Genomic DNA, 12,897 nt, shown 5'->3' on the forward strand with positions numbered 1-12,897 from the left:
GCTGCCGGGCGGCCCCCCACCCCCCGCCGCCCCCCGCCGCCGCCGGGGGGGGTCACCCCCCGCGGGCCGCCCCCCCATCGACTGGGGGGAGGGCAATGGAGGTGGGGCCGCCCCCTACCGGGCGGACCCGTCTCCGGTGGAGAAGGGGACGAGGGCGGCCGGCGTTCCGCCGCCGCGGGCTGGATGCCCCTTGCACGCCGGCCTGCCCTCGTCGTCCAGGGAGAGCAGCGGATGTTCCGCTGTCTGGTCCAACCTCGCTCACCGGGGTTCGCCCTGTGTGGTTGATCGGACACGCTTAGCGTAAGAATGCGGCTACAGGACGACTGGAGCCCGACTGAAGTGACCCCCTAGGCTCCGTCCCGGGGCTCAACCCTTCGGCGAAGGATCGGTCGGTGGCAGACGGCGGCGGCGGGCGCTTGCGGTTCGAGGTGCTCGGCATGCTCCGGGCGGTGCGCGGCGGCGGGGAGGTGGACCTCGGCGCCGCCAAGCAGCGCGCCGTGCTGGCGGTGTTGCTGCTGGCCCGCAACGCGCCGGTCGGCCGGGACCAGATCATCGAGGCGGTGTGGGGCGACAACACCCCCACCAGCGCGGTCAACCTCGTGCAGACCTACGTGGCCGGGTTGCGCCGCGCGCTGGAGCCGAGCCGCGCCCGCCGCGCCCCGGCCGAGCTGCTGACCTCGGTCGGCGACGGCTACCTGCTGCGGGTCGAGCCGAACGCGGTCGACCTGGACGAGTTCGAGCGCGGTGTCGCGGCGGCGGCCCGCCTGCGCGCGGCCGGCGACCTGGTCGCGGCGGCCACCGCCCTGGACGACGCCCTCGGCCTGTGGCGCGGCGAGCCGCTGGGCGGTGTGGTCGGCCTGTTCGCCGAGGTCGAGCGGGGCCGGCTGGTCGAACGCCGGGTCGCGGCGCTGGAGGAGCGGGCGGAGCTGATGCTGCTCACCGGGCGCGGCGCGGAGCTGGTGCCGTCGTTGACCGCCCTGGTGGGCGAGCACCCGCTGCGCGAGCGAGGGCACGGCCTGCTGATGCGGGCACTGTGCCAGGCGGGCAGGCAGGCCGAGGCGCTGGCCGTCTACCGCGAGGCCCGCCGGGTGCTGATCGAGGAGCTGGGCGTGGAGCCCGGTCCGGAGCTGCGCAAGCTCCAGCAGGCCGTGCTGGCGGGGGAGAACCCCGAGCCGGAGCCGCCGACCCGGCCGATCGAGCTGCGGCCGGCGGCGGCGGAACCCGCCCCGGCGATCACGCCCGCGCAGCTCCCGCGCGCCTCGGCGTCGCTGATCGGCCGCGACGAGGAGCTGAAGCGGCTGGACGGCCTGCTGGCCTCGCACCCCGAGGGCGGGCTGGTGCTGGTCGTGACGGGACCGGCGGGGGTCGGCAAGACCGCGCTCGCCCTGCACTGGGCGCAACGCGTGCGCGAGGACTTCCCGGACGGCCAGATGTACGTCGACCTGCACGGCTACGACCCGAACCAGGAACCCCTGGGCGCGGGCGAGGTGCTGAGCCGGTTCCTGCGCACGCTGGGCGTCCCGTCGCCGGACATCCCGGTGACGGTCGAGGAGCGGTCGGCGTTGTTCCGCACGCTCATCGCGGACCGGCGCATGGTCGTGATGCTGGACAACGCCCGCGGCTCGACCGAGCTGCTGCCGCTGCTGCCCGGCCCGCCGTCGTGCGTGCTGGTGACGTCGCGCCGGCGGCTGGTCGGGCTGGTCGCGCACGCCGAGGCGCGGCTGGTCGAGCTGGACATGCTGGACCTGGACGCGTCGATGGCCGTGGTGGGCCGGATCGCGGGGCGTGCCGGCGAGGAGACCGCGGCGCTGCGCCGGCTCGCGGTGCTGTGCGACGGGCTGCCGCTGGCGCTGCGGATCGCGGCGGCCCGGCTGGCGGTCGCGCCCGCGCTGCGGGTGGCGGAACTCGTGGCCGAGCTGGACGACGAGCACGGCCGGCTGGCCGCGTTGGGCCTGGAGGACGAGGACTCGACGGTGCGGGCGGCGCTGGACGCGTCCCGGCGGGCGTTGTCGCCGCTGCCCGCGCGGCTGCTGGCGCTGCTGGGCCTGCACCCCGGCCCGGACGTGACGGCGTTCGTGGCGGCGGCCATGGCGCGGGTGCGGGTGGGCGAGGCGCAGCGCGCCCTGGACGCGTTGACGGCGGCGAACCTGCTGTCGGTCAACGAGCCGGGTCGCTACGGCGCGCACGACCTGGTCCGGGTCTACATGCGGACGCTGGCCGCCGAGCTGCCGCCCGCCGAGCGGCACGAGGCGACGAGCCGGATGCTCGACTTCTACCTGCACTGCGCGGACCTGGCCGACGGGCGGCTGCCGGTGGGGCGCGGCAGCGTGCGGGTCGCGCCGGAGCACGTGCCGGCCGAGACGCCGAAGCTGTCCGGCTCGGCCGAGGCGATCGCGTGGCTGGACGCCGAGCAGGGCAACATCATCGCCGCCGCCGAGCTGGCCGCCGCCCCCGGGTCCGACCCGAAGTGGCTGGTGCACGCCTGGCAGTTGCCGTACACGCTGTCGCGGTTCTTCTGGCTGCGGGCGGACCGGACGACGTGGTTGCGCACCACCGAGGCCGCGCTGGAGGCGGCCACCACCCTCGGCGACCCCGAGGCGAGGTTCGTGATGCTGTTCAACCTGGGCATCGCGCTGGCGCAGTTCCAGCGGATGGACGAGTCCCTGGCCCGGCACCGCGAGGCGTTGGAGGTGGCGCGGGCGTCCGGGGACGTCAACGCGCAGGCCCGGGCGCTGACCACGGTCGCGGACATGCTCCAGGGGCTCGGCCGGGTCGACGAGTCGGAAGCCTCGTACCGGGAGGCGCTGGAGGTCAGCCGGGCGGCCGGGTCGCGGTGGGCCGAGGCGAACGCCCACCACAACCTCGGGCTGCTGCACCTCGCGTCACGCCGCTACAACGAGGCGAAGAACCGGCTGAGCGCGGCGGTGACGATGTACCGCGAGGTCGGCGAGCAGTGCGGCGAGTCGGCCTGCCACACCGACCTGGCGATGGTGCTGCTGGAGTCGGGGGAGGGCGCGGAGGCCGTCGCGTCGGCGCGCACGGCGCTGTCGGTGGCGTCCGCCGCCGCGAGCCCGTACCACCAGGCGATGGCCCACGACCGGCTGGCGACCGTGTTCGACCGGCAGGAGCTGCCCGGCGCGGTGGCCCACTGGCAGCGTGCGCTGGCGTTGTTCACCGAGCTGGGCGCGCCGGAGGCGGACCAGGTCCGGGAACGGCTGGCCCGCGCCCGCGCCACCACGGCCGTCCGACCGCCCCACACCCCGGCCGCCGGCACGTGATCGGTTGAGTGGTCTGGACCTATTGACACAGAGGTCTAGACCTATTTACGGTTCGGGAGCTGCGTCGTGGCCGCCGCCTCGTGCAGGAGGTGCCGTTAGTGCGCAAGAGAAGCAGGTTGTCGCCGCTCGTGGCGTTGCTCGCCGCGGTGGCCGGGGTCGTCGTCGCCGTGGCGGCCCCCTCGTCGTCCAACGCCGCCGCCGCAGGCCAGGAGTGCCGCCCCGACGGCCTCTACCAGACCCCCGGCGTCGCCGTCCCGTACTGCTCCGTCTACGACGCCGACGGCCGGGAGTCGCTGGGCGCGAACCACTCCCGTCGCGTCATCGGCTACTTCACCAGTTGGCGCACGGGCCGCAACGGCGCGCCCGCGTACCTGGCGTCCGACATCCCGTGGGGCAAGGTCACGCACCTGAACTACGCGTTCGCGCACATCGACGCGCAGAACAGGGTCTCGGTCGGCCCCGACGGCCCCGACAACGCCTCCACCGGCATGACCTGGCCGGGCGTGGAACTGGACCCCTCCCTGCCGTACAAGGGGCACTTCAACCTGCTCACCAAGTACAAGAAGCAGTACCCGAACGTGAAGACGCTGATCTCGGTCGGCGGCTGGGCGGAGACGGGCGGCTTCTTCAACCCCGACGGCACGCGCAACGCCTCGGGCGGGTTCTACAAGCTCGGCGCGCAGCCGCAGGCCACCGTGGACGCCTTCGCCGACTCGGCCGTGGAGTTCATCCGCAAGTACGGCTTCAACGGCGTGGACATCGACTACGAGTACGCCACCTCGAACAACCACGCGGGCAACCCGGACGACTTCTGGATCTCCAACGCCAACCGCGGCACGCTGTGGGCGGGCTACGAGAAGATCATGAAGGCGTTGCGGGAGAAGCTGGACCGCGCCTCGGCCCAGGACGGCAGGCACTACCTGCTGACGGCCGCCGTGCCCGCCTCGGGCTGGCTGCTGCGCGGCCAGGAGGCGTACCAGGTCACCCGCTACCTGGACTACCTGAACGTGATGAGCTACGACCTGCACGGGTCGTGGAACCACTTCGTCGGCCCCAACGCGGCGCTCTACGACGACGGCAAGGACGGCGAGCTGGCCGCCGGCGGCGTCTACACCGCGCCGCAGTACGAGGGCATGGGCTACCTGAACACCGACTGGGCCTACCACTACTACCGGGGCGCGATGCAGGCCGGCCGGATCAACATCGGCGTGCCGTTCTACAGCCGCGGCTGGCAGGGCGTCACCGGCGGCACGAACGGCCTGTGGGGCCGCGCGGCGCTGCCCGACCAGACGAAGTGCCCGCCCGGCACGGGGTCCAGCGTCGGCTCCACCACCCCGTGCGGCAACGGCGCGGTCGGCATCGACAACCTGTGGCACGACTCCACCGCGGGCGGCGCGGAGGTGCCGTCGGGCGTGAACCCCATGTGGCACGCCAAGAACCTGGAGAACGAGATCACGCCGGACTACCTGGCGCAGCACGGCCTGGACCCGGTGAACGACCCGACCGACCGGATCTCCGGCTCCTACACCAGGTTCTACGACAGCACGCTCGCCTCGCCGTGGCTGTGGAACGCCGACAAGAAGGTGTTCCTGTCCACTGAGGACGAGCAGTCCATCGCGGCCAAGGCGAAGTACGTGGCGGACAAGGGCATCGGCGGCATCATGATCTGGGAGCTGGCGGGCGACTACCGCTTCGACGGCGCCAAGGGCCAGTACACCGTCGGCGACACGCTCCTCACGAAGATCAACGAGGGCCTGCGCGGCGCGGCCCCCTACGGCAACCGCAAGGCCGCCGGCGCCACCCCGAGCCAGGTGCTCGACGTCAACGCCACCGTCTCCGGGTTCGCCCTCGGCGACAACAACTACCCGATCACGCCGAAGCTCAAGATCACCAACAACTCGACCACCACCCTGCCGGGCGGCACCAGGATCGAGTTCGACTACGGCACCAGCGCGCCGGGCAGCATGGCCGACCAGTCCGGGTTCGGGCTGCGGGTCACCGCCAAGGGCCACTCCGGCAGCAACGTCGGCGGCCTGAAGGGCGACTTCCAGCACGTCGAGCTGACGCTGCCCACCTGGCAGTCGCTCGCGCCCGGCGCGTCGGTGGAGGTCGCGCTGAGCTACCAGCTCCCGATCGCGTCGCCGTCGAACTTCAAGCTCACGTTCGGCGGCAAGTCCTACGCCATCGCCTCCGACCACCCGCGCGGCGGCACGGGCGGCCCGGACCCGACCACCACGACGACGACCACCACGACGACCGACCAGCCGAGCTGCACCGCGCCCGCGTGGGACCGCGCCAAGGTCTACAACGGCGGCAACGAGGTGTCGCACCGCGGCAAGCGCTGGCAGGCCAAGTGGTGGACGCAGGGCGAGGAGCCGGGCACGACCGGCGACTGGGGCGTCTGGCGCGACCTCGGCGCCTGCTGAGGGGCCCCTGACCGGCGCTGACGCGCACCTGAGGCATCCCTTACCCGCCGTCTGCCACCCCTTACGGCGGCGGGTAAGGGCACCAGCGCCGCAACCGACGTGAACACCCGATGCCCGGCGTCCCGCCTCAGGACGACTCTTCGTGTCACCAGGACAACGACGACACGAGGAGCACGTCATGGAGTGGACGCCCGAGGCCATCAAGGCGGAGATCGACTACCGGCAGGCGGCGCTGCGGGAGGACGCGGCGCAGTACCGCGTCACCCGGCGGTCGAGGCCCGTGAAGAAGGCGTGGTGGCGGCGGCTGGGAGCGCAGACCGGACCGGGTTCGCCGGCTGACGCGAATGACCACCGCGAGGCCGCCTGAGGTGTGACAGCATGCCTGGTGTGGCACGCCTGGGTTCCGGAATTCCCCTGGTGGCGCGCGGCCGGGAGCTGACCAGGCTGCGCGCCGCCCTCGACGAGGCCGCCCGCGGCCAGGCGACCGCGGTGCTCGTGGCCGGTGACGCGGGCGTCGGCAAGACCCGGCTGGTGGACGAGCTGGCCGCCGGCGCGGGCGACGCGCTCGTGCTCACCGGCCGCTGCCTGGACGTCGGCGAGACCGGCCTGCCGTACCTGCCCTTCACCGAGGCGTTGGGGCAGCTCCGGCAGGCCGGTCTGCTCGACGTGGCGGCCCGGCCCGCGCTGGGCCTGCTGCTGCCCGAGCTGGCGCTGCCGGTCGGGCACGACGGCGGCCCGTCGGTGTCCGGCCTGCCGTCGCACCTGGTCGGCCGCCGTCCCGAGCAGGACGTCGGCCAGCTCCGGCTGTTCGACGCGGTGCACGGCCTGCTCGGCGAGCTGGCCGAGGAGCGGCCCGTGCTGCTGGTCCTCGAAGACCTGCACTGGGCCGACGCCTCGACCCGCTACCTGCTGTCGTTCCTGCTGTCGCGGTTGCGGGCGCAGCGGCTGCTGGTGGTCGGCACGTACCGGTCCGACGACCTGCACCGCAGCCACCCGCTGCGACCGCTGCTGACCGAGCTGGTGCGGCTGCCCGCCGTGCGGCGGCTCGACCTGACCCCGCTGAGCGCCATCGACGCCCGGTCGTTCGTCGCCGCGCTGGCCGACGACCTGCCCGACGAGGTGGTGCTGGAGGTCGCCGAGCGCTCGGACGGCAACCCGTTCTTCGCCGAGGAGCTGATCGGCTTCGCCGCCTGCGGCGACCGCGAGGTCCCGTGGACGCTCGCCGAGGTGCTGCTCGCCCGCATCGAACGGCTGGCCCCGGACGCGCAGCGGGTGGTCCGGGTCGCGTCGGTCGGCGGCCGGTCGGTCCGCCACGACCTGTTGCGCGACGTGGCCGGCATGGACGACGTGGCGCTCGACGCGGCGCTGCGCGAGGCGGTCCAGCACCACGTGCTGCTGGTCGACCGGGACGAGGTCTACACGTTCCGGCACGCGTTGCTGCGCGAAACCGTCTACCACGACCTGCTGCCCGGTGAACGCGTGCGGCTGCACTCCGCGTACGCGGACCGGCTCGCCTCGTCCGGCGACCGGGGGGCGGCCGCCGCGCTGGCCCACCACAGCCTGGAGTGCCACGACCTGCCCCGCGCGTTGCGCGCGTCGGTGGAGGCCGGGCAGGAGGCGCAGGCGGCCGGCGCGCCCGCGGAGTCGCTGCGGCACCTGGAGCAGGCGCTCAAGCTGTGGCCCGCGGTGCCGGCGGAGCAGCGCCCGCCCGGGCTGACCGAGCTGGAGCTGCTGCGCAGCGCGTCCTGGGCGGCGGGCACGGCGGGCCAGCCCGAGCGGGCCATCGCGTTCGCCCGCACCGGCACCACCGTGGTGGACGAGTCCGACCCCGAGGGCGCGGCCGTGATGTGGCGGCGCTTCGCGCAGGCGTTGCAGGCGGTCGACGGCACCGACGACGAGAAGTACCACGCGGTCGAGGAGGCGTGGCGGCTGGTCCGGGACCGGCCCGCGAGCCCGGCCCGCGCGTGGGTGTTGGCGGTGTGGGCGGCGGCGCTGCGGCACGACCGCGAGTACGACCAGGCCCGGGAGCGGGCGGAGCTGGCGGTGGCGGACGGCCGTGCGGCGGGCGCCGAGTCGGCCGTGGCGGACGCGCTGACCACGCTGGGGCTGCTGGACGAGCCCGCCGGGGAGGTGTCGCGGGCGCGGGAGCACCTGACCGCGGCGGTGGCGTGCGCGATGGAGGCCGACGCGGTCAGCACCGAGCTGCGGGCCCGGTACTTCCTCGGCCTGCACCACTACGACCTGGGCGAGCTGGCCGAGGCCGCGCGGGTGTTCGAGGAGGGCGTGGCGCGGGCCCGGGCGACCGGGCTGACGTGGAGTTCGTTCGGCCTGGAGCTGCGCATCATGCACGTGCTGACCAAGTACTACCGGGGCGAGTGGGACGGCGCGGCGACCGCGGCCGAACCGCCCGGCCTGCGGGTGTCGAGCACGGTGTCGGCGCGGCTCGCGGCGGCCGGCACGCACGTCGCGGTCAGCCGGGGCGAGTTCGACCAGGCCGAGCGGCTGATCCGGGAGCTGCGCGCGGACTGGCACCGGGACCTGCAGATCGCGTTGATCACCGGCGGGACGGGCGCGGAGCTGGCGTTGTGGCGCGGTCAGCCCGAGTTGGCCGTGGAGCGGGTGGCGGACGCGATCAGCTGGTCGCGGCAGGAGGGCGAGTGGCTGCTGGCCGGCATCCGGCTCGCCGCGCTGGGCGTCGCCGGGTACGTCGAGCTGGCGGCACGGGCGCGGCGGCGGCGGGACGGTGCGGCGGAGGAGGAGGCCGTGCGGGCCGGCCGGGACCTGGTCGAGTACGCCCGTGACACGGCTGACCTGGGCAAGCCGCGTTCCGGGTCGTTGGGTCCGGAGGGGCGGGCGTGGCTGCTGCGTGCGGCGGCCGAGGGGACGCGGCTGACCGGGCCGGGCGACCCGGAGCTGTGGCGGCGGGTCGTGGACGGGTTCGGGTTCGGGTCGGTGTTCGAGCAGGCCGTGTGCCGGTGGCGGTTGGCCGAGGCGTTGCTGGCGGCGGACCGGCGCGACGAGGCGGTGGCGGAGCTGCGGCTGGCGTGCGCGGTGGCCGACGAGCTGGGCGCGGCGCCGTTGCGCGAGGCGTTGGACGTGGTCGCGCGGCGGGCGCGGGTGGCGTTGCGCGACGTGGGGCCGAGGGACCGGGTCGACCCGTTCACGCCGCGCGAGCGGTCGGTGCTGGAGCTGGTCGCGCAGGGCCGCACCAACCGCCAGGTGGGCGAGGAGCTGTACATCTCGGAGAAGACGGTCAGCGTCCACCTGAGCCGGATCATGTCCAAGCTGGGCGCGAGCCGCCGAACCGAAGCCGTGGCCACCGCCTTCGACCGCGGCCTCCTCGACCTCCCCCCACCCCCCTAACCCCGCGTGTCCTACCTCCAGAACGCGCGTGTCCTACGTTCGCGTCGCGTGTGTCCTACGTTCACGTACCCCGAGTTCAACGCTCAGGACAGCCGACCCTGGCCGCCGAACGTCCTGAACGTTGAATTCGGGTGTTCTGAACGTAGGACACGCGCGTTCTGAACGTACGACACTCGCGTTCTGAAGGTAGGACACTCGCGTTCTGGAGGTAGGACACGCGCGGGGGGTCAGACTCGGGGACTAGGGGAGGTCATCCCGCCGGCTGATCCGTGGTTCCGCCGCCGTGGTGACGCACGGCGACGCGGCCCGCCCATAGCTTTCTCGGCGTCACGGAAGCCGAGGAATCGAGGGAGCATGTCCGCACTGGTGTCCGACGTCGGAACCCGCACCGCTGTCGCCGCCGCGAACCTGGTCAAGGTGTACGGCAAGGGCGACACCGCCGTCCGGGCGCTGGACGGGGTCAGCGTCGCCTTCGCGGCCGGGAAGTTCACCGCCATCATGGGCCCGTCCGGGTCCGGCAAGTCCACCTTGATGCACTGCCTGGCCGGCCTCGACACCGTGGACGGCGGCACCGTCTCCATCGGCGGCACGGAGATCACCTCGCTCGGCGACAAGGACCTGACCAAGCTCCGGCGCGACCGGGTCGGGTTCGTGTTCCAGGCGTTCAACCTGCTGCCCACGCTCACCGCCGAGGCGAACATCCTGCTCGGCCTCGAACTCGCCGGCCGCAAGCCCGACCGCGAGTGGTTCGACACCATCGTGGACGTGCTCGGCCTGCGCGACCGGCTCAAGCACAAGCCCACCGAGCTGTCCGGCGGCCAGCAGCAGCGCGTGGCCTGCGCCCGCGCCCTCGTCGCCCGGCCCGACGTGGTGTTCGCCGACGAGCCGACCGGCAACCTCGACTCGCGCTCCGGCGCCGAGGTGCTCGACTTCCTGCGCATGTCCGTGCGCAAGCTCGGCCAGACGGTGATCATGGTGACGCACGACCCCGTCGCCGCGTCCTACGCCGACCGCGTGGTCCTGCTCGCCGACGGCCACCTGGCCGGCGAGATCGACAACCCGACCGCCGACTCCGTGCTGGCCGCGCTCAAGCACCTGGGGGCGTGACCGGATGCTGCGCACGATCATCGCGGGCCTCCGGGCCCGCACCGCGCGGCTCGTGCTGTCCTCGGTCGCGATCGCCCTCGGCGTCGCGTTCGTGACCGGCACCCTGGTGCTCGGCGACGCCATGACCGCGAGCCTGCACGACGAGTTCGCCAAGGGCGCGCGCAACGTGGACGTCTCGGTCACCCTGTCCGGCGACGCGCCCGAGGACGTCCGCGGCATCTCGCCGGAGGCGCTGGCCAAGATCCGCCAGGCTCCGGGCGTGGCCGGCGCGGACTCCCGCGACGTGCACCAGGTGCCGCTGCTCGCCGCCAACGGCAAGGCCAAGCCCGCGTGGGCCGCGTCGTTGCCGACCAACGAGGAGCTGCGCGAGTTCGACCTCGTGGACGGCCGCTTCCCCACATCCGCCGACGAGATCGCGGTGGACAAGCGCACCGCCGCCACCGCCAAGCTCGCGGTCGGGCAGCAGGTCGTGCTGCTGGGCAAGGACGACCAGCGGCTCACCTACACCCTCGTCGGCACGTACCAGCAGGGCACGAACCAGCTGTCGCTGTCCGGCTACGACCACGTCGCCCTGACGCCCGAGGCGTTCCGGGCGCTGGAGCCCGAACGGCTGCCGTACCAGGTCGTCGCCACCGCCGCGCCCGGCTTCTCGCAACAGCAGGTCGCGGACAACGTGCGCCAGGCCGTCGGCGGGACCGCGTTCCGGGTGCAGACCGGCGAGGAGCTGACGCAGGAGACCATCGAGCAGGTCGAGGCGCAGTCCGGCGAGTTCACCACGGTCCTGCTGGCGTTCGCGCTCATCGCGCTCGTGGTCGCGGCCATGGTCATCTACAACACGTTCACCATCCTGGTCGCCCAGCGCACCCGCGAGCTGGCGCTGATGCGCTGCGTCGGCGCGAGCCGCGGCCAGGTGTTCCGCGGCGTGCTGGCCGAGGCCCTGGTGATGGGCCTGGTCGCGTCGGTGATCGGCCTGGTCGGCGGCATCGGCGTGTCCGCCCTGCTGCAACGGGTCGTTTACTCGATCGGCAACGGCGGCGAAGGCACCGTGCTCCTGCCGGTGACGGCCACGACGGTGCTCGCCGCGTTCGCGGTCGGCACGCTGGTGACCGTGCTCGCCGCGGTGCTGCCCGCGCGCAAGGCCACCCGCGTCGCCCCGGTCGCCGCGCTGCGCAGCCAGCCCGACAGCGGCGAGGAGGTCCACCGCACGGGCGTGCTCCGGGTGCTGACCGCCGTGCTGTTCGGCGTGGTCGGCGTCGGCGCGGTGGTGCTCGGCATGGGCACGGACGACGAGGACGCGGCGATGTTCACCAGCGGCGCGGGCACGATGGCGTTGCTGGCCGCGGTGCTGGTGCTCGGCCCGCTGCTGGTCGGCCCGGTCAACCGGGTGCTCGGCGCGGTGCCGCGGGCGCTGCTGGGCGTGCCCGCCAAGCTCGCCTCCGCCAACGCGGGCCGCAACCCCAAGCGCACGGCCGCCACGACCGCCGCGCTGATGATCGGCGTGACCATCGTGGCGCTGGTGACCGTGGTCGCCAACAGCGCCAAGGAGACCGCCAACGCCCAGATCGACGAGCGGATGCCCGCCGACTACACGGTGACGTCCGCGGTCTACGACCGGCCGCTGCCCCAGGAGCTGGTCGACCGGCTCGCCGCCCTGCCCGAGGTCGCGGAGGTCGCGCCGACCACCGTCGTCTACGGCGACCGCGGCTACTTCAACGGCGTGCCGCGCGACGCGCTCGGCAGCCTGTTCCGGCCCACGGTCACCAGCGGGTCGCTCGCCGACCTCGGCGACGGCACGATCGCGGTCAACGCCGAGTACGCCAAGCGCGAGGGCGTGTCGGTCGGCTCCACGGTGACGATCAAGGCCGAGGGCGCCGAGCCGCAGCAGCTCCGGGTGGTCGCGGTGGTCGAGGGTCAACGGCTCTCGGACGGCATCATGACCACGGAGACCTCGCAGCGGTTCCCGACGGCGGCCGAGGGCTACGAGAGCATCCTGGTCAAGCTCGCGGACGGTGTCGCGAACGGCCGCGCGGCGGTCGAGCAGGTCACCGACCCCTCGCCGCTGGCCGTGCTCGACAGCGCGGCCGAGACCAAGGAGCAGCTCAACCAGCAGCTCAACCAGGTGCTCGGGTTCATCTGGGCGCTGATCGGGCTGGCCGTGGTGATCGCGCTGTTCGGCATCGCCAACACGTTGACGCTGTCGGTGCTGGAACGCACCCGCGAGTCGGCGCTGCTGCGGGCGCTCGGCCTCACCCGGGGCCAGCTCCGGCTCATGCTGGTGGTCGAGTCGGTGCTGATGGCGCTGATGGGGGCGGCGATCGGGCTGCTGCTGGGCATCGGCTTCGGCTGGGTGATCACCGAGGCGCTGTCGAACGACACGATGTCGGTCGACCTCGTCGTCCCGTTCGGACAGATCGGCGTGATGCTCGCCGGCGCGGTGGTGGCCGCGATCGCGGCCGCCGCGCTGCCCGCCCGCCGCGCCGCCAGGACCTCGGTCGTCGCGGGGATGGCCGAGGCGTAGGGAACACCGGTGGCCCGATCTTCTTCGGGGGAGGAGCGGGCCACCGGTGCGACGCGGGTCACAGAATTTCCGTCGAGGACGCGTCACATCCGGGCGTCGATCCCCTCTTACAGGGTGCCGGGGGGGGGGGGGGGGGGGCGCGCGCCCCCCCGCACCGACTACCGCCGCCCCGCGGCCCGGAGCGTGCCGTCCGGGGGCGCACCGG

Annotated in this window: 6 protein-coding genes; all 6 read left to right on the top strand. The window is 73.8% G+C overall.

Translation table 11 applies throughout. The annotated features are described in order from the left end of the window. Nucleotides 1–392: 392 nt before the first annotated feature. The 6 genes from ACFXGA_RS36745 to ACFXGA_RS36770 all read left to right on the top strand — a co-directional run bounded on the left by ACFXGA_RS36745 (nucleotide 393) and on the right by ACFXGA_RS36770 (nucleotide 12,692). Entirely contained in the window at nucleotides 393–3,278 is a 2,886-nt protein-coding gene (locus ACFXGA_RS36745) for a BTAD domain-containing putative transcriptional regulator (RefSeq protein ID WP_378096602.1), read from the top strand. 98 nt (nucleotides 3,279–3,376) lie between these two features. Further along, the gene (locus tag ACFXGA_RS36750) at nucleotides 3,377–5,704 is read left to right on the top strand and encodes a chitinase C-terminal domain-containing protein (RefSeq protein ID WP_378096605.1); all 2,328 of its coding nucleotides are present in this window, start codon (nucleotides 3,377–3,379) and stop codon (nucleotides 5,702–5,704) included. Nucleotides 5,705–5,882: 178 nt separating this feature from the next. Continuing rightward, nucleotides 5,883–6,071: a hypothetical protein gene (locus ACFXGA_RS36755; RefSeq protein WP_378096608.1), complete on the top strand. Its 189-nt coding sequence runs from the start codon at nucleotides 5,883–5,885 to the stop codon at nucleotides 6,069–6,071. An 11-nt stretch (nucleotides 6,072–6,082) separates the two neighbouring features. After that, on the top strand, nucleotides 6,083–9,067 hold the full coding sequence (locus tag ACFXGA_RS36760) for an AAA family ATPase (RefSeq protein ID WP_378096611.1): 2,985 nt from the start codon (nucleotides 6,083–6,085) through the stop codon (nucleotides 9,065–9,067). A gap of 354 nt (nucleotides 9,068–9,421) precedes the next feature. After that, entirely contained in the window at nucleotides 9,422–10,174 is a 753-nt protein-coding gene (locus tag ACFXGA_RS36765; RefSeq protein WP_378096614.1) for an ABC transporter ATP-binding protein, read from the top strand. A gap of 4 nt (nucleotides 10,175–10,178) precedes the next feature. After that, nucleotides 10,179–12,692 (top strand): ABC transporter permease, encoded by a 2,514-nt coding sequence (locus ACFXGA_RS36770; protein ID WP_378096617.1) that lies wholly within the window; start codon nucleotides 10,179–10,181, stop codon nucleotides 12,690–12,692. Nucleotides 12,693–12,897 lie beyond the last annotated feature (205 nt).

Source organism: Actinosynnema sp. NPDC059335, assembly GCF_042752395.1.
GTDB lineage: Bacteria > Actinomycetota > Actinomycetes > Mycobacteriales > Pseudonocardiaceae > Actinosynnema.

Excerpts from the sequence above, each read along its gene's own strand:
- ACFXGA_RS36755 (WP_378096608.1), top strand. The coding sequence starts at position 5,883 with ATGGAGTGGACGCCCGAGGCCATCAAGGCGGAGATCGACTACCGGCAG.
- ACFXGA_RS36760 (WP_378096611.1), top strand. The coding sequence starts at position 6,083 with ATGCCTGGTGTGGCACGCCTGGGTTCCGGAATTCCCCTGGTGGCGCGC.
- ACFXGA_RS36765 (WP_378096614.1), top strand. The coding sequence starts at position 9,422 with ATGTCCGCACTGGTGTCCGACGTCGGAACCCGCACCGCTGTCGCCGCC.
- ACFXGA_RS36770 (WP_378096617.1), top strand. The coding sequence starts at position 10,179 with ATGCTGCGCACGATCATCGCGGGCCTCCGGGCCCGCACCGCGCGGCTC.